This is a genomic window from Pseudonocardia oceanicola (assembly GCF_047200735.1).
Classification (GTDB): Bacteria; Actinomycetota; Actinomycetes; order Mycobacteriales; family Pseudonocardiaceae; genus Pseudonocardia.
Map to the genome: position 1 here is coordinate 1 of NZ_JBJZON010000035.1, position 21,835 is coordinate 21,835.

Genomic DNA, 21,835 nt, shown 5'->3' on the forward strand with positions numbered 1-21,835 from the left:
CGGGCCCGGGGGGGGGGGGGGGGGGGGGCCCCCCCCCCCCCCCCCCCCCCCCACGACACCGGGAACCGTCGTGGGTCCGCACTAACGTGCACCGCATGACGGACACCACCACCCGCAGCGCGACCACCCAGCTCGCCGAGCAGCTGTCCTTCCACTGGCAGGCCCTGCTGCGGCCGAAGCTCGAGGGGCTCACCGACGCGGAGTACCGCTGGGAACCGGCGCCGGGTTGGAGCGTCCGCCCGGCCGGGAGCCCCGCGCCGGGGGCGGTGCAGGCGGGGTCGGGCGAGTTCCGGATCGACTTCGCCTTCCCCGAACCCGATCCCCCGCCGCTCACCACGATCGCCTGGCGGATGGGGCACCTGGTCGTCGGCGTGTTCGGTGTCCGGGCGGCGTCCCACTTCGGTGGGCCGCCCACCTCCTACGAAGAGCACGCCTACGCGGGCACCGCCGCCGAGGCGCTCCGCCAGCTGGACCGGGCCTACGCGGCGTGGATGGGCGGGGTCGAGGCGCTCGACGACGCCGGGTTGGCCCGGCCCTGCGGGCCGGCGGAGGGTCCGTACGCCGAGTTCCCGCTGGCGGACCTGGTGCTGCACATCTCGCGCGAGGCGATCCACCACGGCGCCGAGATCCTGCTGCTCCGGGACCTGTACCGGAACCTGCACGGATGAGCACCGCCGTCCGGGTCGTGGGGAGATGTCCGGCTCGCTCAGCGCCTTCTCAGCGGGGTGCGTGCCCGCCCGGCGGCACGGTGTGAGAGTGGCGGCAGGGAGCAGCCCGGACCGGGGAGGGTGCATGACGGAAACCGCGCAGGCCGCTGCGGAGGCGGGTGCCGCGACGAGTGCCGCAGCTGGTGCCGCACCGGGTGCCACGAGGATCGAGGAGCTGCCGCTGCACATGCAGCGGGCCGGCTTCGACCCCGCGCCGGAGCTGGGGGCGATTCGCGAGGGCGCCGGGGTGCGGAAGGTGCGCACGCTCTTCGGGATGGAGGCGTGGCTGGTCACCCGCTGGGCGGACGTGCGCGAGGTGCTCGGCGACCCGGCGCGCTTCAGCAACGAGTGGCAGGGCGCGTTCCGGGTGCCGGGCATGCCGGAGCAGAGCCCGGAGCAGATCGCCCGGATGCGGGCCGGGAACCTGCTGGCGTTCGACCCGCCCGCGCACACCCGGCTGCGGCGGATGCTCACCCCGGAGTTCACCGGGCGGCGGATGGCGCGGCTGGAGCCCCGGGTGCGCGAGATCGTCGACGAGCACCTGGACGCGATGGAGCAGGCCGGGGCGCCCGCGGACCTGGTCGCCGACTTCGCGCTGCCGGTGCCCTCCCTGGTGATCTGCGAGCTGCTCGGCGTCCCGTACGAGGACCGGACGGAGTTCCAACGGCGCAGCGCGAAGCTGCTCGACCTGTCGATGCCGATGGACGAGCGGATGCGCGCCCAGCAGGAGCAGCGGCAGTACATGGGCTCCCTCGTCGCGCAGGAGCGGGCGGAGCCCGGCGACGGCCTGCTCGGGATGCTGGTGCGCGAGCACGGCGAGGAGCTCGACACGGACGAGCTGGTCGGCATCGCGAACCTGCTCCTGATCGCGGGACACGAGACCACGTCGAACATGCTCGGGCTGGGCACGCTCGCGCTGATGGACCATCCCGATCAGCTCGCCCTGGTCCGGGAGGACCCGGACGCCGTCGGGCCGGCCGTCGAGGAGCTGCTGCGGTGGCTGTCGATCGTGCACTCGGGGACGATCAAGTCGGCGACGGGACCGGCGACCGTGGCCGGCCAGGAGATCGCGGAGGGCGACCTGGTGATGCTCTCGATCCCGGCCGCGAACCGCGATCCCGAGCTCCTCCCCGACCCCGAGCGGCTCGACGTCCGGCGGGGCGCGCTCGGCCACGTCGCCTTCGGGCACGGGGTGCACCACTGCCTCGGCGCACCGCTGGCCCGCATGGAGATGCGGATCGCCTTCCCGGCGCTGCTGCGGCGGTTCCCGGACCTGCGGCCGGCGTCGGAGGACCGTCGGTTCCGGTCGTTCAACGTGGTCTACGGGATGGAGAGCCTCCCCGTGACCTGGGGAGGAGCGTGATGAGCGCGCTCCGGGCGGACCGCGGGACCTGGCTTTTCCACTGACGGTCTCCGGTCAGGCCCGAGGCAGCCCGGACCGACGCCCTGTCGGCCATCGCGGCAGCGATCGAGAAGCTCGCCGAGACCGTCGCGGAGCACGGGAGCCAGGGCTAGGGCGCCCGAGTGCGCGTCAGCCGGCCCGTGGCGGGAGGGAGGGGATCCCCTCACGACGGGCCGGCCGACAAACAGCGACGGCACGGGCACGCACCGTCATCAAGTTGCTCGACTATTCGGCTCAGTCCGTTACGCCGCCCCCTGGGCGGGAGGTCGGTAGTTGCCGCAGGAGATCGGCGGTGGGCTCGCCTACGTGCCAGAACCCCACTACCAGCCCGGCCGTGGGCGTTCGAGGGGCTCGAGGATCACCACGTCGGCCCACTCCGTGTCGCTGCGGAAGTAGCGGTAGTGCCGACGTCGTCGGGCCCATTCAGCAGCGAGTTCCTGCAGCTCGGTGAGGTCGTCGATCTGGCCGTCCCGCAGTTGCTCGATCGTGGTCTCGAACCAGTACATGAGTTCGTCGGGGATTCGCTCGCCGCCGAGCGCACGTTCGAAGCGAAGGGTCGCCGCGTCGGAGTTGATCCGCCAGAGCAGCTCGGCTTGGTCGGCGAGCGGGTGGCAGGGGGCGGCGTAGCGCCTGCCGGCGGCGGGCGCTGTCCCGCTTCCTGTTCACCACCGATCATGGTGATCGGGTCGCCGCACAGCGTTAATGCCTCGTTCGGGTGCTTCCACGCTGGCGGCGCCATAGTGGATGGTCGAGGAGCGGGATGCTTCGGCGAGTAGCCCGCGTGTGCGGCGGGGCCGTGAAGGCAGCCGCACAGGAAGGCCGCCCCGACCCAAACCGTTGCCGTCAGGGCGGCCTTCCGCTCCTCGAGCGCTCTCGCCACCTCCAACCAACGCGGCTCCGCCGTGCACTGCTGCGAGAGGCCGCGTGTTGGGTGTCCGGTCCGGGACCTAGGGCCCTGCTTGAGTCTGTCCGGCTCACCTACGGTGCTGGTGATCGATCTTCACCGGAGGAGGTGGCCACGATTCACCCAGAGCCGAGGCTGGTCGAACTCGGCCGCGACGAGTGCCTGCACCTCTTGGCCGGGGAGGGCGTCGGGCGCGTCGTCGTCACCCAAGGAAGCCTGCCCGCCGCGCATCCCGTCCACTATGTGCTGGACGGGGAGGAGGTCGTCTTCCGCACACCCCGCGGCGGCACGCTCGCGGCAGCTGTCATGCACGCCGTCGTGGCTTTCCAGGTCGACCACGTCGATCTCGACACCCGCACCGGATGGACTGTCAACGGGATCGGCGAGGCCTACGAGGTGGTCGAGCCGGGCCGGCTGAATGCGCTACAGCTGGCGCTGTCGCCCTGGTGGGCCGACGGCGACACTGCGCACACGATCTCGATCCCCCTGCAGATCCTGCACGGTCGGCTCACTCCGTCGAGGGCGTGAAGCCGAGGTATCAGCCTGAAGCCACCGCTGGTGCCGCGTCAGGCGACGTTCGGTAGGTCATCGGGTCTGCGGATTTTTTGGACTCGGGTGCGAAGTGGCGCTTGGGTCGGGCGTGGCGGTCGACCCAGCGGACGTAGCCGGCGATCGCGGCTTCCTGGGCGGTGTGGGAGGGGTAGTCGCTGCCGTCGAGGGTGAAGTAGCGCAGCGCGGTGAACTCGGGAACCCGGGTGCCGGTCGGGCGATGTCACGCAGGCTCGCGGGCGCGGCGGAAGATGGTCTCGCCGCAGAACCTCACGATCGCCGTCGCCGCCGTCAAGCTCGACGGGCCGGAGGGCGTGCTGCTCCGCAAGGTCTTCGGGTGGAGCCTCGGCATGCTGGTGGTGCTCGCGATCCTGATCTACCTGCAGTCCACGCCGGTGCTGGGCTGGATATTGCCGTAGGCGCGCGGACCCGGAGGCGCCGGCGACGATGAGTTCTCGGCGGGCGCGCGGTCTTCCCCGTGACACCGCGGCGGACGCCGCCCCGCACCGAGAGGACCGAGACCATGATCGCCGCCGCCCCCACCGCCCGCCCCCGCAGCAGGGCCCGCGTCGCCCTCTCCGTCCTGCAGGTCGTGCTGGGCCTGTTCATGGCCGTCGGGTCCGGTGCGCCGAAGCTGTTCGGCGAGGCCACCGCCGTGCTGGCGTTCGACGCCATCGGCGCCGGTGACTGGTTCCGCTACCTGATCGGCGCGCTGGAGGTCGTGGGCGGCATCGCCCTGATGGTCCCGATGCTGGCGGGCCTCGCCGCGGCCTGCTTCGTGGTGCTGATGACCGGCGCCGTGTTCTTCCAGGTCGCCGTGATCGGCACGGCGGAGTACGTCTACACCCCGATCGTCCTGGGCCTGCTGTTCGCCCTGATCGCCCGGGTCCGCCGGGACGAGATCCGGGCGCTGGTCAGGCGGTGAGCCGGACCCGGGTCGGGCCGGGGGTCACAGCCGCGCGGGCGCGCCGGGGTCGAGGGGTCCCCGGCGCGCCCGCGGCGTCACCGGATCCAGTCCGGCACACCCCGGTCGGTCCCGTCGGGGAGCAGGGCATGACCCGAACCCGGCCCGGTGACCAGCGCGGACAGCCCCTCCTCGGGTCGGCGAGGATCGTTCGGGGCGCCCCGGCGGGCAGCACCGTGGTGTCCCCCGCCGCCAGCACGGCCTCGCCGCCCGCGGTCCGGAGCGTCATCCCGCCGTCGACGACGGTCCACACCTGCTCCACGTCCATCACGTGGTCCGACCCCACCTGGCCCGGCCGCATCCGTACCTGCCGGAGCGACTGCGCGGCGCCGAGGCCCGGCCGATGCACGGGTTCGCGCTGCAGGCCGTGGGGTCGGGAACGACGGCCGCGGAGCTCGGTCGCCGGCTCGGCGTGACCACGCAGGCGGCGGCCTAGACGATCGCCGCGCTCGAGTCGGCCGGCTACGTCGGGCGCACGCCCGACCCGGCGGACGCCCGCCGGGTCCTCGTCCGCCCCACCGCCCGCGGCCGCGACCTGCTCGCCCGCTCCGCCGAGATCCTCGACGAGCTGCGGGCGCGCTGGGCGCGCGAGCTCGGCGAGGACGCGGTCCGCACGGTCGAGGACGCACTCGGCCGGGCCACCTCCGGCCCTCGCCTCGACGCGCCCGCCTGGTTCACGCGCTGACCCGACCGCACGAGCGTGGCGGTGCAGGCCCCCGACGCGGCCGAGGGCACCGCGACTGCTGCCCCCGTCGACGACCGCGCCCGTCCCGACGGGCCGGCTCGACACACCCGCCGATCACGGGTCGAAGGTCGGGTCGGGCTCCACCACCACCTCGAGCAGCAGCGGTCCGGTGCGCGTGGCGAGGGTCGGGACGACCGCGTCGAGGGCCGGGCCGAGCTCCTCCCACGTCGCCACGCGCCGGGCCGGGCACCCCAGCGACTGCGCGAGCCCCGCCACGGCGACCTCGGTGAACGCGGGCCACGGGGCCGCGCCGCCCTGCTTCTCGGCGAGCCGGTCCATGATCGCGTAGCGGCCGTTGGCGAGCACCACGAAGACCGCGCCGACGCCGTAGTGCGCCGCGGTCCACAACGCCTGGATCCCGTAGAGCGACGACCCGTCCCCCACGACCGCGACGACCGGTCGATCCGGCCGCGCCATCCGCACCCCGATCGCGGCCGGGAGCGCGAAGCCGAGCCCGCCCATCGCCGCGGACAGGAAGCCCAGGGGGCGCCGGGCCGGGAGCAACCGGTGCAGGTCCGGGCGGCTCGACGGGGTCTCCTCCACCACGACCGTCTCCGCCGGGAGCCGCGCGGCGAGGGCGGCGAGCACGTGCGCGGCGCGCAGCGGCGCGCCCTCCCCCGGCGGCTCCGGGGCTGCCGCCTTCGGGAGCGAACGCCCGCCGGACCGCGTGGGCACCCGGTCGGCGACGGCCCGGCTCAGCGAGGCCGGATCGGCGACGACGGCGAGATCGACCGGACTGTGGTGGGCGTCCTCGGGGTCGTCCGTGACCAGCAGCAGCCGCGTCCGCTCCCCGGCGAACGGCCCCGGCTCGTAGGGGTACTGCCGGAAGGCCGGCGCGCCGACGACCAGCACGAGGTCGTGCGGGGCCAGCGTCTCGCGCAGCCGCGCCCGTCCGGCGGGCAGGTGCCCGGCGAAGAGCCGGTGGTCCTGCGGGAAGCCCGCCCGCGCCGCGAACGACTCCTGCCACACGGGGCAGTCGAGCCGCTCGGCGAGGGCGACGAGGGCGGCCCAGGCGGCCTCGCCGTCGGCGTCCGCCCCGACGACCAGCGCCGGCGACGTCGCCGCGGCGAGGGCGGCGACCAGCTCCTCGACGACCTCGGGTCCGACTCCCGTGCCGCGGCGCACCACCGCGGGCGCGGCGACGTCGTCGCTCGCGGGCGCGGACCAGTCGTCACTGGGCACCACGACCAGCGCCGGCCCGCGGCCGGCGACCGCCTCGTGATGGGCCCGGGCCACGGCGGAGGGGACGTCCTGGGGCCGGGCGGGCGTCGTCGTCCAGACCGGGTAGCGGCCGGCCAGGCCCTCCAGCTCCCCGGTGAGGAACGGCCGGAACGCCAGGTGCCGCCGGTCCTGCTGCCCGACGACGACCACCAGCGGCACCCGGTTGACCCTCGCCGTGGCGAGCGCGCCGACGGCGTTGCCCAGCCCGGCCGTGGTGTGCAGGACGACGAGCGCAGGCCGGTCGTGCGCGGTGGCCCAGCCCGTCGCCACCCCCACCACCGGTCCCTCGTGCAGGGCCAGGACGAACCGGAGGTCCGCCGGGAGGTCGGTGAGCAGGGCGACCTCGGTGGACCCGGGATTGGCGAAGACCGTGGTCAGTCCGTACCGGCGCAGGACGTCGAAGGTCTCGTCCCGGACGGTCCTCATCCGGTCTCCACCCGGCCTTCCCTCGCCCCGGCCCGGCTGCTGCCGACGACCGAGACCGCCGCCGCGCCGATCGCCGCGACGACCGCGAAGACGTAGAAGCCCCACGGGTAGGCGAGACCGGCCGACAGCAGGCTGCCGCCGACCACCGGGCCGCAGATCGCACCGAGCCGGCCGACACCGGAGGCGCTGCCGAGGGCGGTCGCGCGCGCCTCGGCCGGGTAGTGCTGGCTGACGTAGGCGTAGGTGAGCACCTGCGAGCTGAAGACGAAGACGCCCGCCAGCAGCACGCTCACGTACACCCCGATCCCGGGCAGCCTGACCGACAGCAGCGCGAGGAAGAGCGCGGCGGCGGTGAACCAGGCGATGGTCGACGTCCGCACCCCGATCCGGTCCGCCACCCGGCCGGCGACGAGCAGCCCGACGACCGCGCCGACGTTGAGCACCAGCAGCAGGGCCAGCGCGGCGCCGAGCGCGTAGCCGGCGGAGCGCATGATCTCCGGCAGCCAGGTGTTGAGGCCGTAGACGAGCAGGAGACCCATGAACGAGGTGACCCAGAAGGCGATCGTCGCCCGCAGGTAGCCGCCGTGGAAGAGGGTCGCGACCGGGTTGCGCGGGGCGGCCGGCCCGCGCTCGACCGGGATCGACTCGGGGAGCCGGAGCCAGATCAGCGGCACCAGCACCAGCGCGGGCAGCGCGCCGATGACGAACATCGCCCGCCAGCCGAGCGACGGGATGACCAGGATGCCGAGCAGCGAGGTGACCACCGCGCCGACGTGGTAGCCGGTCATCAGCACCGTGGTGGCGCTGCCGCCGCGGCCGGACCGGGCGAACTCGTTGACCATCGCGATCGCCACCGGCAGGACGCCGCCGAGGGGGAGCCCGGCGAGGAAGCGCAGCACACCGAAGAGGACCGGGCCGGGCGCGAAGGCGCAGAGCAGCGTCAGCACCGAGAACGCGGTGACGGTGACGAGCAGCATCGAGCGGCGGCCGTACCGGTCGGTGAGCGGGCCCACGGTGAGCGCGCCGACCATGACGCCGACCAGGCCGGCGACCGAGATGACCGAGGCGGAGCCGGGGTTCAGCCCCCAGGCGGGGTCGCGCAGCAGCGTCGGGAGCACCACGCCCAGCACGACCAGGTCGAACCCTTCCAGGGCGACCGCCGACCAGCACAGCGGCGCCACCCAGCCGGCCCGCGCCCCGGCCCTCCCCGACGGTCCTGCCGACCCCGTTGTCATGGAACCCTCCTCGCTGTCCGGTGGCCGGAGTATGAGCGGGCCCGTCCGATCCCGTCGGGGCACGTTTCCGGTGGGCGGAAGCGGCGCGGCGGGCGGTGCGGCGGACCCGGAGCTCACCCGACGGGCGCGACGTCGCCGATTGAGACACCGACCCGCGCGCGGGAGTGGGAGGCTGCCCCCACCGTCCCGGGTGGCGTGCCCGGGGCCGACCTACGACGACCCGGAGGTGGCCGTGATCCTGATCGTTCTCAAGGTGACGATCAAGCCCGAGAAGCGCGACGACTGGCTGGCCGGCATCAAGGAGTACACCGACAACGTGCGGGCCGAGCCGGGCAACGTCGCGTTCGACTTCTACGAGAGCGGCACCACGCCGAACGAGTTCGCGATCGTCGAGACCTTCGCCGACGGCGACGCCGGTGCCGCCCACGTGCAGACCGAGCACGCCCAGAAGTTCTTCCCGTTCATGAGTACGGTCGTCGCCGAGCGCCCGAAGATCAACTACCAGGATCTCGAGGGCGAGGCCTGGAACGACATGGCCGAGGTCACCCCCGAGTAGCCCGGGTGGTCCTGCTCCGCGGGGCGCCCGCGTCCCGCGGAGCAGCGGCGCCGCCAACCTGCGGCACCACCACACCGCCACGACCCGCTCCGGCCCGGAGGTCGGCCCGGGTCCCGGTGCGACCCGAGGAGGCGTGCGATGAGCGAGGCGAGGCGTGCGATGAGCGAGGCGACCGGCACCGCGCCCGTCGACGAGGAGGCCCGTGCCCGGAACCTCGTCGAGGCCGAGCGCAAGGCCCTGCACCTGTTCGAGGAGGTCGAGCGCCGCGGGCTGATCGCGCCGGGCGAGTCCGAGCGGGCCCTGAGCGACCGGGTGCGCGATCTCGGCGCGGAGTTGTTCGGTACCGACCGGCACTGGCACAAACGGGTGGTGCGCTCCGGACCGAACACCCTGCTGCCCTACAAGGAGAACCCGCCGGACCGGTCGATCGGGGCCGACGACATCGTCTTCCTCGACCTCGGCCCGATCTTCGCCGACTGGGAGGCGGACTTCGGGCGCACCTTCGTGCTGGGCGACGACCCCGTCAAGCACCGGCTCCGCGACGACCTGCCGCGCCTCTTCGCGGCCGGCCGCGACCACTTCGAGGCGCACCCGGGGATCAGCGGCGCGGAGCTGTACGCGCACGTCGTCGGGCTGGCCGAGCAGGCGGGCTGGGAGTTCGGCGGCGCGCACAGCGGCCACCTCGTGGGCGAGTTCCCGCACGAGTGGATCGACGGCGAGCGGATCGAGAGCTACATCGCCCCCGGCAGCGACCATCCGATGCGCCGCACCGACCCGTCGGGACGGCGGTGCCACTGGATCCTCGAGGTGCACCTCGTGGACCGGGAGCGCGGCTTCGGCGGGTTCTTCGAGCAGTTGCTGACACTGCACCACTGAGGCCGTCCGGGCCCCCGGCGACAGGGCCCCGCCGGACGGGCGGCGGGCGCGGACGTCCGGGCGTGGACCACGAGGAGGCCGGCTCGCGCGGGGGTCCGGCTCGCGCGCGGGGGTCCGGGGAGCCGCGGCGCACCGGGGTCACGGGTCGCCGCCTCCGAGAACGGCGAGGCCGGGGCCGCCACCCCGATCACGGCGACCCCGGCCCGAAGGACTGCCCGATCCGCTCCCCAACGACGGACAGCCGTGGTCTGTGCCGGTCCGGGGATCCCCGCCCCGCGCGCCGCCTACACCTGTTCCGGCGAATCGATCGGATTCGCGTCCCGCGGCCGCGTCGACGCGTCGGAGCACTGCGCCATGTCGAGCCGCCGGGTGCGCACGGTGAGCCCGCCGCGCGCACGGCCACCGGCCACGGCGGCCGCGCGCAGGCAGACGTGGGTCCACATCACCAGCTGCACCTCCTTGGCCACGAGCAGCTGGTCGTAGAGAAGGTGCGAGATCCGGTCGCCAGGCCGGGCCCAGGACTCGATCACGAACCGGACGTCCTCCCCGGCGTCCTCGGTCCGGAACTCGATCTGCCCGGCCTCGAGGTGGCCGTGCAGGGTGGCCAGCCGGAAGTGCCGCGGCCCCGACCCGACGACCCGGACCGGCCCGTCCCACGGCCCCGGCAGCCGGACGAGGAACTCGTCACCGACCCGCATCGCGCCGTCGCTGCCCTGCGTCCGCCGGAACACCGCCATGCCCGAGGGGGCCCAGACGTTGGGGTCGGCGGCGAGCCGCTCCAGCAGCGCCTCCGCGCCGCACTCACCCCCGGCCACGGTCACCGAGTAGCGGCGGTGCAGGAGGTCGCCGTACCCCTCCTCGACGTGCTGGACGCGGTCGTCGCACACCTCGGGCGGGAGCGGTTCGGGCAGGTCCGTCGCGTCCCCGGCCTCCTCGCTGCGGTGCGTCACCGTCGTCCGCCAGAGGTAGCGCCAGGCCACGATCCCGACGCCGACCGGCCAGCGCACGATCGCGCCGACCCGGCGGGACCGCCGGGTGCCCGTCACCGGGTGCCGCGGGTGGTAACGGAGCACGGTCATCGGGTGTGAGTACCCGAGGAGCGGGAACCCATGCGGCGTGACCATCGGAACGATCCTCCGACGCGTGGGCATCCGCGCGATCCACCTGCAGAGCGTCTCGCTGGGGTGCATCGCGCTCTGCATCGGGATGTGGATGCGGGCGAAGGCGGTGGACCAGGAGGAACGGGGCAACGCCGAGCGGCGCGCCCTGTTCGTCGGCCTGTGGCCACCGACGTTCTGGCTGATCAGCGAGACGGTGCGGCGCGAGGAGGCCTCCTGAACCGCACGGAACTGGAGGCCGAGCTCGCGTACCTGGCCGGCCTCGACGTCAACTACGCCGAGGACGAGGCGCCGACCTCCACGGACGATCCCGACTGGCACGTCGACTCCGGCTACGCCGAGCTCGGCGTGGAGGCGCCCGGACCGCCCGAGACCGGCGGCGTCTGGGAGCGCGCCTGCCGGATCGTGCGCAACTACGAGTTCACCGACCACCGGCTGCTGCGCGGGGTCTACCGGCGCGAGGCCACGCTCCTCGGCCGGGACATGGTGCTGCAGGGCCGGTTCCTGTTGCTGCGCTTCTACATGCCGGTGCGGGTCACGGACGCCTACGACACCGTCCGCGGTGGCCTGCGCGTGTGGGGCTGGACCTACCGGACCCTCTGCGGGCACCTCGAGCAGGGCCGGCTGAGCTACGAGGTGGTCAAGGACGAGGAGACCGGGAAGGTCACGTTCTGGATCCACGCCTACTCACGGCGCGCCCCGGTGCCCAACCCCTTCTACCGGGTCGGCTGGGCGCTCTTCGGACGCGTCACCCAGCTCGAGTTCTACCGCCGCGTCGGGCAACGCACCAAGGAGCTGGTCGACCGGGACCCGCCGGTGACGGCGGAACGGCAGGCCGGGCTGGTCATCGTGCCCCGGCACCGGCCCGACCCCTGGTGGGACAGGTTCGCGATCGACGTCGTCCGGCCCGGGCTCTGCCCCTGACGCCGTCGGAACCCCCGCGCACGGGCTCACACCGGTGGTTCCAGGGCCCGGCGGAGCATCCCGACCAGCGCGCCGATCGGCGGCGACGCGGCGTCCTCGGGCGGCTGCGTCATCAGCCACGTGTCCATCGCCCTGCCCATGCCGAGGGCGACGGCGATCAGCAGGCCGGACGGGAGGTCGGTGCGCACCGCGCCGCAGGACCGGCCGGCGGCGACGACGCGCTCGACCCAGGGCATGACCTCCCCCTCCAGCTCCTGCTGCGCCCGCTGCAGGGCCGGGTTCGGCGAGGCCCCGAGCCAGGCCCGCACCAGTGACGCCAGACGCGGGCGGGCGGCCAGCTGCGCGACCGAGTCACGGTAGTAGCGCTCCACGGCCGCCCAGAAGGCATCCGGCCCCGGTCCGGTCGGCAGGGGGACCGGTCCGACGTCGGCGAGCAGACGCTCGAACTCGACCCGGGTGACGTGTGCGAACAGGTCCTCCTTGCCGTCGAAGTAGTAGTACATCGAGCCCTTGGAGATGCCGGCGGTCCCGATGATGCGGTTGAGCGAGGCGTCGTGGAAGCCGTGGGCGGCGAACTCGTCGAGCGCGGCGCGCAGGATCGCCTGCTGTTGCGCCGGGGGGAGCCGCGCGAAGCGGGGGCGGACCACGGGCGGCTCAGGCGACCGGGACGGCGGGCAGCTCGACGGCGTCGCGCAGGCTGCGGCCCATGACGAGGTTCGGCACGTACGGCAGCCCCATGAGCCTCATCGCCGTGTTCCGCACGGCCAGCGCCGCCCTCGTCCGGGGCGCGAACGCCACGCCGAGGCCCGTCGCCGCGTCCTGCTTGGACCGCAGGAGCGGACCGAGGCGCTCGTCGTAGCGGGCGAACGCGCGGGCGTGGTCGCCGGCCGCCCGGGCCAACTCGGCGGCCAGGACGTAGGCCTCGACCATCGCCAGCGCCGAGCCCTGCCCGGCCAGGAACGACGGGCAGGCCGCCGCGTCGCCCACCACGGCGACCCGGCCCCGGGTCCAGGACGGCATGCGGATCTGGCTCACCCGGTCGAAGTAGAACGTGCGGGCGCGGTGCATCGCCTCGAGGACCGCAGGCGTCTCCCACCCGGCCCCGGCGAGCCGGCGGCGCAGCAGCGCCTGCTGCTCGCGCGGGCCGTCCGGCCACGCGCCACCCTCGTCGCGCAGGGAGACGAAGAACATCGTGACGTCGTCGCGCAGCGACACCCGCACCAGCTGGAACCCGACGTCGGCGTGCATGACCGCGGTGAGCTCGTCGCGCGGGCGGTACCCGGCGACGTCGAACACGGCGACGACGATGCCGAGGTAGCGCTCGAACCCCTCCTGCGCCCCGAAGACCAGCTCGCGCACGCGCGAGTGCAGCCCGTCGGCCCCCACCACCAGGTCGAACTCGCGTCGCGTCCCGCTCTCGAACGCCACGCGCACGACCTCGCCGTCGTCGTCGATCGCGGCGACCGTGTCGCCGAACACGGTCTCGACGCGCCCGTCCACCGCGGAGAGGAGGGCCGAGGCCAGGTCGGAGCGGGCGATGCTGACGTAGCGGTCGGTGCGGCGGCCCACGACCGCCTCCGGCGCGAACGAGGCCACCCGCCGACCGTGCCGGTCGACGGACCGGACCTCGGTCATGCGGCAGCCCAGGCGCCGGAGCTCGGGCACGAGGCCCATCCGCTCGGCGACGTCGAAGCCGGCGCCCCAGAAGTCCACGAGGTAGCCGCCGCGACGGGGCTCCGGTGCCCGCTCGACGAGGGTGGGCTCGTGCCCCAGGTGCCGCAGCCAGTACGCCAGCGTGGGCCCGGCGATCCCGGCCCCGACGATCAACACCCGCATGGCCCGACCTCCCTGTCCGTCGTGCCTTCCTGCCCGGTCCACCATGTGTGGACTGCTGGTTCGACCAGCAGTCTACACCCGCGACCGCCCTCCGCGGGCGGCTTCGGGATGCTCGGCCGTGCGCACCGACCGGCCGGCGAGTCACCGGGCGCCGGGCGGGTACCCGGCCCCCATGGCTTCGCAGACCACGGTGGACAGGACCTCGCAGGTGGGTCCGCCCGACTTCTCGGCGCTCGACACCGCCGTCCTCGACGTCGACGGCACGCTCGTCGACACCAACTACCACCACGCCCTGGCCTGGTTCCGGGCCTTCCGGCGGTTCGACGTGACCCTGCCGGTGTGGCGGCTGCACCGGGCGATCGGGATGGGCGGCGACCAGCTGGTGCCCGCCGTCGCCGGGCAGAGGTTCGAGGACGAGCACGGCGACGACGCGCGCGCGGCGTGGGCGGAGGAGTTCGAGCCGCTGCTACCCGAGGTCCAGGCTTTCGAGGGGGTGCGGGAGCTGCTGAGCACGCTGCGCGAGGCCGGGCTCAAGGTCGTGCTGGCCAGCTCGGGCAAGCCGGAGCACGTCGACGCCTACCTCGACCTCTTCGGCGGCCGCGAGTTCGCCCACGCCTGGACCACCAGTGAGGACGTCGAGGCGACCAAACCCCAGCCGGACCTGATCGGCGTGGCGATGGAGAAGGTCGACGGGCGCAGCGGGCTCGTCGTGGGCGACTCGGTGTGGGACTTCGAGGCGGCCCACCGGGCCGGCTGTGCGGGATACGCGATCCGGACCGGGGGGTTCTCGGAGTCCGAGCTGCGGGAGGCGGGAGCCCGGGAGGTGTTCGACTCCGTCCCGGAGCTCCGCGACCACCTGGTCAGCGCGCTCGCACGCCGATAGCGGGGTCCTTCGCCTGCCCGTACTCCTCGCGCAGCGCCGGCAGCAGCTCGGTGCGGGCGGACTCGAGGAAGTCCGGCTGCATCTCCCCGCCGACCTCGACCAGGGCGACGTGGGTGAACCCGGCCTCGACGAAGGGCCGCACCGCCTCGATGTGCGCCGACACGTCCGGTCCGCACGCCATGGCCGACGCGACGTCCTCCTTGCGCACGAACTGCGTGGCCGCGGCGAACCCGGCGGTGCCGGGCAGCTCGGCGTTGACCTTCCACCCGCCGGCGAACCAGCGGAACAGCGCGTGCGCCCGGTCGACGGCGGCGTCGGTGTCCGGGCCCCAGCTGATCGGTTGCTGGCCGATCTTCGGGAGGTCGGCACCCGCCGCGCGGTCCCAGCCCTGCACGAGGTCGGGCTCCGGCTCGACGGCGACCATCGCGTCGGCCACGGGCGCGTAGCGGTTCACCCCCTGGGCGCCGGACACCGCCAACGCCAGCGGGACGCCGCCCTCCGGGAGGTCCCAGAGCTTGGCGGAGTCGACCCGGAAGTGCGTCCCCTCGTAGGTCACGTAGCCGCCCTCGAACAGCCGGCGGATGATCGTGACGGCCTCGTCGAGCATCTCCTGGCGGACGTCGGCGGTGGGCCAGCCGCGCCCCACGACGTGCTCGTTGAGGTTCTCCCCCGCACCGAGCCCCAGGGTGAACCGGCCCGAGGACAGCAGGCCGATCGTCGCCGCCTTCTGCGCGACGACGGCGGGGTGGTAGCGCATGATCGGGCAGGTCACGTAGGTCATGAGCCCGACCCGCTCGGTGGCGCTCGCGACGGCACCGAGGACGCTCCAGGCGTAGGGGGCGTGGCCCATCTCGTCGAGCCACGGGAAGTAGTGGTCGCTCATCACCTCGAAGTCGAAGCCGGCCTGCTCGGCGCCGACGGCGTCGGAGACGAGCTCGCGGGGCCCGCGCTGCTCGGTCATCAGGGTGTAGCCGAAGGAGGTCATGCGCGGCGGGTACCCGCGGTGCCCCCGGCGATTCCGCCGGGGGCGTCCGTCGGCGCGCGAGGAGGCAGGAGCCGAGCGGTTCGGCGCGCCGGTCCGGGGTAGACGAGCCGGGGTTCGGACGAGAGGAGTCCCTGGTGCTCACCAGCAAGGAACGGGCCGCCCTCGCGGCGATCGGCAGACTGCTCGAACGGGAGGACCCACGGCTCGCCCGGCAGCTCACGGCGGACCCGCGCGAGGTGCCGGGGGCCGTCGAACCGAGCCCCGGGCCCCCGGCCCCCGCGACGCCGGTCCCCGACCCGGTGCTCGGAGCGGCCGCGCCGGCCTCGGCACCGGGAGCCGGCGCCGACGGAGCCGAGGACACCGTCGGGGCCGACGGGGCCGACGGGGCCGACGGGGCCGACGGGACCGACGGGGCCGACGGGGCCGACGGGGGTCGGGGCGGGACGGCTGCGGAGGAGGACGAGGAGGAACCGCCCTCCGCGGGCCCCGAGGTCGCCGCGATCGCCCTGCTCGCGGTCCTGGCCGCGATCGGGCTGCTCGTGGGCCTCGTGGCCGGGAGGCCGGGCTACGCGCTGATCGGCGCGGCGATGGCGGCGGCGGGCGGGTTCTGGTGGCGCTCCCTGCCGGCGCGGGAACCCGGCGGCTGAGCACTCCCCGTCCCCGCACCCGGCCCCTCACCGGGGCCGTGCGCCCGGGCCCGCGATACTGCTCGCGTGGCGGTGCGGACGCTCGGCGTCGAGGAGGAGTTCCTGCTGGTCGACCCGGACTCGGGCGAGCCCCGCGCGGTCGGGGCGACCGTGCTGCGCCGCGCCGGGGAGGGCGAGCTCACCGGCGAGCTGCAGGCCCAGCAGGTCGAGACGGCGACCGACCCGTGCCGCGACCTCGGCGACCTGCTCGGCGAGATCCGCACCCGGCGCGCCGAGGCCGCCCGGGCGGCCCGGGCGGCGGACGTGGAGGCCGTCCCGCTCGGCACCCCGCCGGTCCCGGCGGACCCGCACGTCTCCGCCGACGCCCGCTACCGCGCGATGGTCGAGCGGTTCGGCCGCACCGGCCGCGAGCAGCTCACCTGCGCCTGCCACGTGCACGTCGCCGTGGGATCCGACGACGAGGCGGTCGGTGCGCTCGACCGGATCCGGCCCTGGCTCGCCGTGCTGCTCGCGGTCTCGGTCAACTCGCCGTTCTGGGCGGGCACCGACACCGGCTACGCCGGCTTCCGGACCCAGGTGTGGGGCCGCTGGCCCTCGGCGGGCCCGACCGGCCCCTACGGCTCGGCGGCGGCGTACCGCGAGCTCACCGAAACGCTGCTCGGCACCGACACGCTGCTCGACGAGGGCATGCTCTACTTCGACGCCCGGGTCTCGCACCACCAGTCGACCCTCGAGGTGCGGGTGGCGGACGTGTGCCGCGAGCCGGCGGACGCCGTCCTCGTGGCCGCCCTGACCCGCGCCCTCGTCGAGACGGCGGCCCGGGAGTGGGCGGAGGACGTGCCGGCCGACCCGGTGCGCACCGAGGTCCTGCGGCTGGCGGCGTGGCGGGCGAGCCGCTCGGGGCTCGACACGGACCTGCTGCACCCGCACACCTGGCACCCCGCGCCGGCCGCGGACGTGGTGCGCGCGCTGATCGAGCACGTCGGCCCCGCTCTGCGGGACGCCGGCGAGCTCGACACCGTCGGGGAGCTGTGGCAGGGGCTGAACGCCCGCCGGCCGGGCGCGGTCCACCAGCGCCGCGCCCTCGAGCGGGGCGGCGACCTCCGCGCGGTGGTGCTCGACGCGCTCGCGGCGCGCGAGTGACCCGCCGGATCAGGAGGCCTTGCGGCGCGAACCCGAGGACTTCCCGCCCGTCTTGCCCCCGCCGGTCTTGCCCCCGCCGGTCTTGCCCCCGCCGGTCTTGCCCCTGCCAGTCCTGCCCCCGGACTTCCCGCCCGAGCCCGACCGTGTCCCCCTCGCCTCCTCGACGCTGCGCTGGAGGGCCTCCAGCAGCGACGACATCTCGGTGGGCTCCGGCGCCTCGGACTCGGTGACGATCTCCCGGCCCTGCTTCTTGTCCTCGATCAGCTTCCCGACCCGGTCGCGATAGGTGTCGCGGTACTGGTCGGGCTTCCACGGCCCGCTCATGGACTCGATGAGCTGCGTGGCCATCCGCAGCTCCTTCTCCCCCGGCTTCGTCCGGCGGGTCGGGACGTTCTCCAGTTCCTCCGACGGGTCCCGGACCTCGTCGCCGAAGTGCAGGGTGTGCAGGGCCAACACGTCGCCGTCGGCGCGCACGGCGGCCAGGTACTCCTTGCCGCGCATCACGAAGGTGCCGATGGCGGCCTTGTCCCCCTGGGTCATCGCCTCGCGCAGCAGCGCGTAGGGCCTGCGGTACTCCTCGCCGGTCGGCGCGAGCCAGTAGGCACGCTGGAAGTAGACGGGGTCTATCTCGGCGAGGTCGACGAAGTCGGTGATGTCGAGGGTGCGGGAGCGGCCGGGGGCGATCTGCTCCAGTTCCTCGGGCTCGACCACGACGTACTCGCCGTCGCCCACCTCGGCACCCTTGACGATGTCGCCGTAGTCGACCTCCTCGCCGGTGCGCTCGTTGACCCGCTGGTTGCGGATCCGGTCCGAGGTGCCCCGCTGGAACTGGTGGAAGTGCACGGTGTGGTCGTCCGTCGCGGTGAAGAGCCCCACCGGGATCGACACCAGCCCGAAGGTGATCGAGCCCGTCCAGATCGCGCGTGCCACGCCGCCTCCCTCCGTCCGACCCGGCCGTCCGGGTGCCGTCCGGGTACCCGGGATCGGCGCCGGGCAGTCGCCCGGTGTTCCGTCCGGTACCCGTCCCCGGGCGGGGGCCGGCGGCTGCCGGCCTCGGCCGGGGGTCAGCGGCTGCCGGCCTCCGGCCCGAGCAGGTTGCCCAGCGGACCCAGGTCGATGTTCAGGTCGCCCGGCTCCAACCCGAAGTGCTCGCGCAGCTCGACCATCGCCTCCTCCAGGCGCATCAGGCCCAGGCCGAGCTGCTCGATCTTCTCGTCCGGCAGGTCGCCGGCGTCGACCCGGCGCAGCGCCTGCCGCTCCATCAGCTGGCGCAACAGCTCGACGATCGTCAGCACCAGCCGGCCGAGGTCCCGGCCGACCGTGTCCGGCTGGGCCTCGACGCGGCTCGGCAGCTCAGGCACGACGCACCTCCGTGAGCTCGGTGTCGGCGAGCGCCGCCTCCGGGAGCCCGGTCTCCCGGCCCTCGTGCAGCTTCCCGACCGAGCTGATCAACGCCCGGAGCGACACGTGCACGAGGTCGATGTCGGCCAGCGAGATCGTGATGTCGCCGGTGAGCATCACGCCCCCGGCGAGCAGCCGGTCGAGCAGGTCGACCAGGCTCAGCTCGTCGTCCGGGTGGGCGAGCGTCACGAGTCCCCCAGGGTGGCGAACGAGAAGGGCGGCCACGGCCCGGTGAGCTCGACCGTCGCCCCCTCCGCCTCGATCCCGGCGAGCGCGGCGCGGAACTCCTCCTCACCGGCCACGTCCACGAGGTAGGTCGCGTTGAGCACCATCTCCTGTTCGCGCCCGCTGAGCCGGGGGTCCTGCGGCGTCATCCGGTGCGCACCGGCGGCGACCTGCGCGAGCGTCTCGTCGATGCGGTCGGCGACGGCGCGGGCCTGCTCACGGGCCCGCGCGCCGCGGTCCCGGTCGGCGCGCCGGCGCAGCAGGTAGGCGGTCCCGGGCCGCCCGGAGGGCGAGGGGTCCTCGGCCGGCGCGTCGGGCTTGGCGTCGACGTAGATCTTGACCCCCCACTCCCGGCGGTCGGTGACCCGGTCGAGCACGGCGTCGAACTGGGCGGCCCGCTCACGCAGCATCCGGGCGACCGCCTCGTCGTCGCGGTAGACGGTGGCCAGCCGCAGCGGCGCGGTCGGCCGCTCGCCGGCCGCCTCGACGATCACGGCGTGGTGCGCGCGGGCCAGCGCCTCGATACGCCGCAGGTCCTCCATGGCGCGGGCGAGCGCCGCCTCGTCGAACTCCTCCTCGCGCACGGTACCGACCACGGCGACGAGCGGGCCCTCGGCGACGAGCCGGGGGCGCTCGTCGTCGACGCCCGGGCCGGCCGGTGCGTCCGCCCCGCCCCGGCGCACGGCGTACAGCCACACCAGGCTCATTCCCGCTCCTTCCGCGCCCGGGCGGTCCGCGCCCGCGTCCGCGCCGGCGCGGGTTCGGGTTCGGGTTCGGGTTCGGGTTCGGGTTCGGCGACCGTGACCGTGTCGTCCCGGACCGTGTCGTCCGTGACCGCGTCGCCCGTGACCGCGTCGCCCGTGACCGCGTCGTCGGTGACCGCGTCGTCGGTGACCGCGTCGTCGGTGACCGTGTCGTCCGGTGCCGTGCCGTTCCCCGAGCCGCCCTCCAGCTCGCGCGTGCGGGCCGCCTCGAGGTCGCCGATGCGCTGCCGCAGCCGGCGGTTCTCCTCGTTCAGGTCGCGCTGCCCGGAGCTGAGCGTCGGGTCGTGCTCCCACCAGTCGATGCCCATCTCGCGGGCCTTGTCGACCGAGGCGACGAGCAGCCTGATCTTGATGGTGAGCAGCTCGATGTCGAGCAGGTTCACCCGGATGTCACCGGCGATCACGATGCCCTTGTCGAGCACGCGCTCCAGGATGTCGGCGAGGTTCGTCGACTCCACGCGGTGCTCGGGTGGTCGCGCCGTCCGGCCGGGTACCGGAAGACCTCCGGTCGTCATCGTCCTCCTCGGTGCAGCTGCCCCCGGCTGTAGCGGCCGGTGCGCTTGTAGCCGTACAGGTCGCCGTGCTCGTCGACCTCCGCCTCGAAGACCGCCAGGATGTCGGCCGAGTCCGGGATGCGGCGGGTCTCCACCACCTCCACCCCGATCAGCCAGCCCTCGTCGCGCCGCTCGATCGACACGACCGACTCCAGCTCGCGGCCGGTCAGCGAGACGATCTGCTCGGCCGCCCGACGCGCCGCGTCGGCCGGGAGCACGTGGCCGTTGCGCCCGGACCCGGCCGACCCGGCCGCGGCCGTCGTCGACGTCCGCTTCGCGGGCGCCCGCTCGCCGCGCCGGGCGGGGGCGCGGCGGGCGGGACGGCCGGTCCCGGTGTCCTCGTGTTCGTCCGTCATACGTCCCGCCGGTCAGGTGCGGCGCACCATGAGCCGCTGCAGCAGTTCGTTCTCCCGCTCGACGGCCTCGGTCTCGGGGAGCTCACCGGTGCGGCGCGCCTCGTCGACCCACTCCAGCTCGGCGCGGATCCGCGCCGGATCGTAGTACTGCTGTTCGGCCTGATCCTGGATCTGACCGGCCAGCCACACCACCCCGCGCACGGGGGCCAGCGGCAGCCCGACCAGGCCCGACACGAGACCCATCGCTCACTCCTCCGGGACGAAGTCGTAGGGCGCCAGCGGACCGAGCAGCCGCAGCTTCAGCCACTCGTGGGTGTCCGCGCCCAGCTCCTCGACGGCCTGCTCGAACTCCTCCGCGCCGTCCCGGCGCACGAGGAACGCCGCGTTGACGACGTCCTCGGGCTGGGTCGGCGTGGTGGTCGAGACCGCCTCGGCGAACGGGCCGATCCGGTCGACGATGTCCTTCGCGTCGACCTCGCGGCGCTCCTCGAGCGCCTTGACGATCAGCTCGCCCAGCTTGACACGGTCGTAGTAGGCCGCGTCCTCGGGCACCCCTCGGATGCGCTCGTGCAGCTCGCGCACCCCCGAGTCCTCCTCGATGATCTCGCCGAGCAGGACGTCCTGGTCGTAGCGTCCCTTCAGGGTGTACTGGACGGTGCCCTCGAGCTGCTCCAGCGCCCGCACGAACCGGTCGTGGTGCGGGACGAGGAGCTCGTCGACCACGCCCTCCTCCTCGATCACGGCCGGGAACCGCATCGGGAGCACGGTCGTCATCGAGGCGACGGTGTCCACGACGGCCTCGTGGGCGACCAGGTCGTCCCGGGTGCCGAGCGGTCGGTCGAGGGGGACGTCGCCCACGATCGCCGCCATCTTCTCGTGCGTCACGGTGGTGACCGTGCCCGAGGGGCCCAGTCCCACCAGGTCGTCCGGCAGCTCGGCGTCGGACCGGACCAGCCCGTAGACGTACGTCGCGCTCACCCCTCACGCTCCCGCGTCCGCTGCCGGGGGCGCCGGCGCGGCGCCTCCACCGGCTCCTGGTCGCGGTCGTCGCCGCCCAGGAGCTCCTCGACCTTGTCGACGGCGGCGTCGAGCATCCCGGAGGTCTTGCCCTTGGCCCCGCCCTCGGTGATCCCCTGGGTGAGCTCGGTGAGGTCCTTGCCGCCCTTGCCCTTGCCGTACAGGTCGAGCCGGTTGGTGGCCTCGGCGAAGCGCAGGAAGGTGTCCACGCTCGCCACCACCACGCGCGCGTCGATGGTGAGGATCTCGATCCCCACCAGCGACACCCGCACGAACACGTCGATGACCAGGCCCTTGTCCAGGATCAGCTCGACGACGTCGGCGAGACCGCTCGAGCCGCCCCCGCCGCCGCGGTCGACGTGGCCCCCGCCCTGCGTCTGCGTCGCCACCGTCATCG

Annotated in this window: 30 protein-coding genes and 1 pseudogene; 14 read left to right on the plus strand and 17 right to left on the minus strand. The window is 74.3% G+C overall.

Going from position 1 to position 21,835, the window contains the following annotated elements; all coding sequences use genetic code 11:
- Positions 1 to 95: 95 nt before the first annotated feature.
- On the plus strand, positions 96 to 668 hold the full coding sequence (locus tag ACL02T_RS31255; protein WP_412834404.1) for a DinB family protein: 573 nt from the start codon (positions 96 to 98) through the stop codon (positions 666 to 668).
- Between the two features lie 226 nt (positions 669 to 894).
- Entirely contained in the window at positions 895 to 2,070 is a 1,176-nt protein-coding gene (locus ACL02T_RS31260) for a cytochrome P450 (protein WP_412834474.1), read from the plus strand.
- 359 nt (positions 2,071 to 2,429) lie between these two features.
- Here the strand turns inward: ACL02T_RS31260 and ACL02T_RS31265 are convergent, their stop codons facing one another.
- Positions 2,430 to 2,615 (minus strand): hypothetical protein, encoded by a 186-nt coding sequence (locus ACL02T_RS31265; RefSeq protein WP_412834405.1) that lies wholly within the window; start codon positions 2,613 to 2,615, stop codon positions 2,430 to 2,432.
- 506 nt (positions 2,616 to 3,121) lie between these two features.
- Here ACL02T_RS31265 and ACL02T_RS31270 point away from each other — a divergent pair.
- The 3 genes from ACL02T_RS31270 to ACL02T_RS31280 all read left to right on the plus strand — a co-directional run bounded on the left by ACL02T_RS31270 (position 3,122) and on the right by ACL02T_RS31280 (position 4,487).
- Positions 3,122 to 3,541 (plus strand): pyridoxamine 5'-phosphate oxidase family protein, encoded by a 420-nt coding sequence (locus tag ACL02T_RS31270; RefSeq protein WP_412834406.1) that lies wholly within the window; start codon positions 3,122 to 3,124, stop codon positions 3,539 to 3,541.
- Positions 3,542 to 3,750: 209 nt separating this feature from the next.
- Positions 3,751 to 3,981: an L-lactate permease gene (locus ACL02T_RS31275; protein ID WP_412834407.1), complete on the plus strand. Its 231-nt coding sequence runs from the start codon at positions 3,751 to 3,753 to the stop codon at positions 3,979 to 3,981.
- Positions 3,982 to 4,085: 104 nt separating this feature from the next.
- Positions 4,086 to 4,487 carry a DoxX family protein gene (locus tag ACL02T_RS31280; protein ID WP_412834408.1) on the plus strand — a complete coding sequence of 134 codons (402 nt, stop codon included), beginning with the start codon at positions 4,086 to 4,088 and terminating at the stop codon, positions 4,485 to 4,487.
- On the opposite strand, the gene ACL02T_RS31285 is transcribed toward ACL02T_RS31280, so the two are convergent.
- On the minus strand, positions 4,477 to 4,797 hold the full coding sequence (locus tag ACL02T_RS31285; protein WP_412834409.1) for a cupin domain-containing protein: 321 nt from the start codon (positions 4,795 to 4,797) through the stop codon (positions 4,477 to 4,479). The genes ACL02T_RS31280 and ACL02T_RS31285 overlap by 11 nt on opposite strands.
- On the opposite strand from ACL02T_RS31285, the gene ACL02T_RS31290 reads away from it, so the two are divergent.
- Together ACL02T_RS31290 and ACL02T_RS31295 are read left to right on the plus strand one after the other, a co-directional pair.
- Complete coding sequence (locus tag ACL02T_RS31290) at positions 4,798 to 4,962, plus strand: hypothetical protein (protein WP_412834410.1); 165 nt, start codon at positions 4,798 to 4,800, stop codon at positions 4,960 to 4,962. It abuts the gene before it with no gap.
- Positions 4,963 to 4,965: 3 nt separating this feature from the next.
- Entirely contained in the window at positions 4,966 to 5,211 is a 246-nt protein-coding gene (locus tag ACL02T_RS31295) for a MarR family winged helix-turn-helix transcriptional regulator (protein ID WP_412834475.1), read from the plus strand.
- A 114-nt stretch (positions 5,212 to 5,325) separates the two neighbouring features.
- Here the strand turns inward: ACL02T_RS31295 and ACL02T_RS31300 are convergent, their stop codons facing one another.
- Together ACL02T_RS31300 and ACL02T_RS31305 are read right to left on the minus strand one after the other, a co-directional pair.
- On the minus strand, positions 5,326 to 6,918 hold the full coding sequence (locus ACL02T_RS31300) for a thiamine pyrophosphate-dependent enzyme (RefSeq protein ID WP_412834411.1): 1,593 nt from the start codon (positions 6,916 to 6,918) through the stop codon (positions 5,326 to 5,328).
- Positions 6,915 to 8,153, minus strand: a complete 1,239-nt coding sequence (locus tag ACL02T_RS31305) for an MFS transporter (protein ID WP_412834412.1) — start codon at positions 8,151 to 8,153, stop codon at positions 6,915 to 6,917. Before ACL02T_RS31305 ends, ACL02T_RS31300 begins: the two co-directional genes overlap by 4 nt.
- Before the next feature lie 232 nt (positions 8,154 to 8,385).
- Between ACL02T_RS31305 and ACL02T_RS31310 the strand changes: the two genes are divergently transcribed.
- Together ACL02T_RS31310 and ACL02T_RS31315 are read left to right on the plus strand one after the other, a co-directional pair.
- Positions 8,386 to 8,709 (plus strand): putative quinol monooxygenase, encoded by a 324-nt coding sequence (locus ACL02T_RS31310; protein WP_412834413.1) that lies wholly within the window; start codon positions 8,386 to 8,388, stop codon positions 8,707 to 8,709.
- A 138-nt stretch (positions 8,710 to 8,847) separates the two neighbouring features.
- Entirely contained in the window at positions 8,848 to 9,585 is a 738-nt protein-coding gene (locus ACL02T_RS31315) for a M24 family metallopeptidase (protein ID WP_412834414.1), read from the plus strand.
- 284 nt (positions 9,586 to 9,869) lie between these two features.
- Here the strand turns inward: ACL02T_RS31315 and ACL02T_RS31320 are convergent, their stop codons facing one another.
- Positions 9,870 to 10,664 (minus strand): DUF1990 family protein, encoded by a 795-nt coding sequence (locus ACL02T_RS31320; protein ID WP_412834415.1) that lies wholly within the window; start codon positions 10,662 to 10,664, stop codon positions 9,870 to 9,872.
- A gap of 64 nt (positions 10,665 to 10,728) precedes the next feature.
- On the opposite strand from ACL02T_RS31320, the gene ACL02T_RS31325 reads away from it, so the two are divergent.
- Together ACL02T_RS31325 and ACL02T_RS31330 are read left to right on the plus strand one after the other, a co-directional pair.
- On the plus strand, positions 10,729 to 10,923 hold the full coding sequence (locus ACL02T_RS31325; protein WP_412834416.1) for a hypothetical protein: 195 nt from the start codon (positions 10,729 to 10,731) through the stop codon (positions 10,921 to 10,923).
- Positions 10,866 to 11,627 (plus strand): DUF1990 family protein, encoded by a 762-nt coding sequence (locus ACL02T_RS31330; RefSeq protein ID WP_412834417.1) that lies wholly within the window; start codon positions 10,866 to 10,868, stop codon positions 11,625 to 11,627. The genes ACL02T_RS31325 and ACL02T_RS31330 overlap by 58 nt, the downstream gene beginning before the upstream one ends.
- A gap of 26 nt (positions 11,628 to 11,653) precedes the next feature.
- Here the strand turns inward: ACL02T_RS31330 and ACL02T_RS31335 are convergent, their stop codons facing one another.
- Positions 11,654 to 12,274 (minus strand): TetR/AcrR family transcriptional regulator, encoded by a 621-nt coding sequence (locus ACL02T_RS31335; protein WP_412834418.1) that lies wholly within the window; start codon positions 12,272 to 12,274, stop codon positions 11,654 to 11,656.
- Between the two features lie 7 nt (positions 12,275 to 12,281).
- Positions 12,282 to 13,463, minus strand: coding sequence for an FAD-binding domain (locus tag ACL02T_RS31340; protein ID WP_412834419.1), 1,182 nt, complete (start codon positions 13,461 to 13,463; stop codon positions 12,282 to 12,284).
- 172 nt (positions 13,464 to 13,635) lie between these two features.
- On the opposite strand from ACL02T_RS31340, the gene ACL02T_RS31345 reads away from it, so the two are divergent.
- Positions 13,636 to 14,346: an HAD family hydrolase gene (locus tag ACL02T_RS31345; RefSeq protein ID WP_412834420.1), complete on the plus strand. Its 711-nt coding sequence runs from the start codon at positions 13,636 to 13,638 to the stop codon at positions 14,344 to 14,346.
- Here ACL02T_RS31345 and ACL02T_RS31350 read toward each other — a convergent pair.
- Positions 14,324 to 15,331, minus strand: a complete 1,008-nt coding sequence (locus tag ACL02T_RS31350) for a TIGR03557 family F420-dependent LLM class oxidoreductase (protein WP_412834421.1) — start codon at positions 15,329 to 15,331, stop codon at positions 14,324 to 14,326. The two genes, ACL02T_RS31345 and ACL02T_RS31350, sit on opposite strands and share 23 nt — an antisense overlap.
- A gap of 134 nt (positions 15,332 to 15,465) precedes the next feature.
- Here ACL02T_RS31350 and ACL02T_RS31355 point away from each other — a divergent pair, with 134 nt between their 5' ends.
- Both ACL02T_RS31355 and ACL02T_RS31360 read left to right on the plus strand, forming a co-directional pair.
- Positions 15,466 to 15,978, plus strand: coding sequence for a hypothetical protein (locus tag ACL02T_RS31355; protein WP_412834422.1), 513 nt, complete (start codon positions 15,466 to 15,468; stop codon positions 15,976 to 15,978).
- A gap of 66 nt (positions 15,979 to 16,044) precedes the next feature.
- Positions 16,045 to 17,121 carry a carboxylate-amine ligase gene (locus ACL02T_RS31360; RefSeq protein WP_412834423.1) on the plus strand — a complete coding sequence of 359 codons (1,077 nt, stop codon included), beginning with the start codon at positions 16,045 to 16,047 and terminating at the stop codon, positions 17,119 to 17,121.
- A 9-nt stretch (positions 17,122 to 17,130) separates the two neighbouring features.
- Here the strand turns inward: ACL02T_RS31360 and ku are convergent, their stop codons facing one another.
- The 9 genes and pseudogenes from ku to gvpJ all read right to left on the minus strand — a co-directional run bounded on the left by ku (position 17,131) and on the right by gvpJ (position 21,833).
- Entirely contained in the window at positions 17,131 to 18,051 is a 921-nt protein-coding gene (gene ku / locus ACL02T_RS31365; protein ID WP_412834424.1) for a non-homologous end joining protein Ku, read from the minus strand.
- Positions 18,052 to 18,185: 134 nt separating this feature from the next.
- Entirely contained in the window at positions 18,186 to 18,482 is a 297-nt protein-coding gene (locus tag ACL02T_RS31370) for a gas vesicle protein K (protein ID WP_412834425.1), read from the minus strand.
- On the minus strand, positions 18,475 to 18,711 hold the full coding sequence (locus ACL02T_RS31375; protein ID WP_412834426.1) for a gas vesicle protein: 237 nt from the start codon (positions 18,709 to 18,711) through the stop codon (positions 18,475 to 18,477). Before ACL02T_RS31375 ends, ACL02T_RS31370 begins: the two co-directional genes overlap by 8 nt.
- Positions 18,708 to 19,454: a GvpL/GvpF family gas vesicle protein gene (locus tag ACL02T_RS31380; protein ID WP_412834427.1), complete on the minus strand. Its 747-nt coding sequence runs from the start codon at positions 19,452 to 19,454 to the stop codon at positions 18,708 to 18,710. The genes ACL02T_RS31375 and ACL02T_RS31380 overlap by 4 nt, the downstream gene beginning before the upstream one ends.
- A 251-nt stretch (positions 19,455 to 19,705) precedes the next feature.
- Positions 19,706 to 20,026: pseudogene (locus ACL02T_RS31385) on the minus strand (gas vesicle protein); the annotation flags it as partial.
- Complete coding sequence (locus ACL02T_RS31390; RefSeq protein WP_412834428.1) at positions 20,023 to 20,421, minus strand: gas vesicle protein GvpO; 399 nt, start codon at positions 20,419 to 20,421, stop codon at positions 20,023 to 20,025. The gene ACL02T_RS31390 and the pseudogene ACL02T_RS31385, both read right to left, overlap by 4 nt.
- A gap of 12 nt (positions 20,422 to 20,433) precedes the next feature.
- Positions 20,434 to 20,664 carry a gas vesicle protein GvpG gene (locus ACL02T_RS31395; RefSeq protein ID WP_412834429.1) on the minus strand — a complete coding sequence of 77 codons (231 nt, stop codon included), beginning with the start codon at positions 20,662 to 20,664 and terminating at the stop codon, positions 20,434 to 20,436.
- Between the two features lie 3 nt (positions 20,665 to 20,667).
- Positions 20,668 to 21,399 (minus strand): GvpL/GvpF family gas vesicle protein, encoded by a 732-nt coding sequence (locus tag ACL02T_RS31400; RefSeq protein ID WP_412834430.1) that lies wholly within the window; start codon positions 21,397 to 21,399, stop codon positions 20,668 to 20,670.
- On the minus strand, positions 21,396 to 21,833 hold the full coding sequence (gvpJ, locus tag ACL02T_RS31405; protein WP_412834431.1) for a gas vesicle protein GvpJ: 438 nt from the start codon (positions 21,831 to 21,833) through the stop codon (positions 21,396 to 21,398). The genes ACL02T_RS31400 and gvpJ overlap by 4 nt, the downstream gene beginning before the upstream one ends.
- Between the last annotated feature and the right edge of the window lie 2 nt (positions 21,834 to 21,835).

Bases quoted from the DNA above. Each gene is read 5' to 3' on its own strand.
- ACL02T_RS31305 (WP_412834412.1), bottom strand. From the start codon at position 8,153: ATGACAACGGGGTCGGCAGGACCGTCGGGGAGGGCCGGGGCGCGGGCC.
- gvpJ (WP_412834431.1), bottom strand. From the start codon at position 21,833: ATGACGGTGGCGACGCAGACGCAGGGCGGGGGCCACGTCGACCGCGGC.
- ACL02T_RS31320 (WP_412834415.1), bottom strand. From the start codon at position 10,664: ATGACCGTGCTCCGTTACCACCCGCGGCACCCGGTGACGGGCACCCGG.
- ACL02T_RS31345 (WP_412834420.1), top strand. From the start codon at position 13,636: ATGGCTTCGCAGACCACGGTGGACAGGACCTCGCAGGTGGGTCCGCCC.
- ACL02T_RS31395 (WP_412834429.1), bottom strand. From the start codon at position 20,664: ATGGGTCTCGTGTCGGGCCTGGTCGGGCTGCCGCTGGCCCCCGTGCGC.
- ACL02T_RS31390 (WP_412834428.1), bottom strand. From the start codon at position 20,421: ATGACGGACGAACACGAGGACACCGGGACCGGCCGTCCCGCCCGCCGC.
- ACL02T_RS31340 (WP_412834419.1), bottom strand. From the start codon at position 13,463: ATGCGGGTGTTGATCGTCGGGGCCGGGATCGCCGGGCCCACGCTGGCG.
- ACL02T_RS31265 (WP_412834405.1), bottom strand. From the start codon at position 2,615: ATGTACTGGTTCGAGACCACGATCGAGCAACTGCGGGACGGCCAGATC.
- ACL02T_RS31350 (WP_412834421.1), bottom strand. From the start codon at position 15,331: ATGACCTCCTTCGGCTACACCCTGATGACCGAGCAGCGCGGGCCCCGC.
- ACL02T_RS31315 (WP_412834414.1), top strand. From the start codon at position 8,848: ATGAGCGAGGCGAGGCGTGCGATGAGCGAGGCGACCGGCACCGCGCCC.
- ACL02T_RS31380 (WP_412834427.1), bottom strand. From the start codon at position 19,454: ATGAGCCTGGTGTGGCTGTACGCCGTGCGCCGGGGCGGGGCGGACGCA.
- ACL02T_RS31260 (WP_412834474.1), top strand. From the start codon at position 895: ATGCAGCGGGCCGGCTTCGACCCCGCGCCGGAGCTGGGGGCGATTCGC.
- ACL02T_RS31300 (WP_412834411.1), bottom strand. From the start codon at position 6,918: ATGAGGACCGTCCGGGACGAGACCTTCGACGTCCTGCGCCGGTACGGA.
- ACL02T_RS31255 (WP_412834404.1), top strand. From the start codon at position 96: ATGACGGACACCACCACCCGCAGCGCGACCACCCAGCTCGCCGAGCAG.
- ACL02T_RS31280 (WP_412834408.1), top strand. From the start codon at position 4,086: ATGATCGCCGCCGCCCCCACCGCCCGCCCCCGCAGCAGGGCCCGCGTC.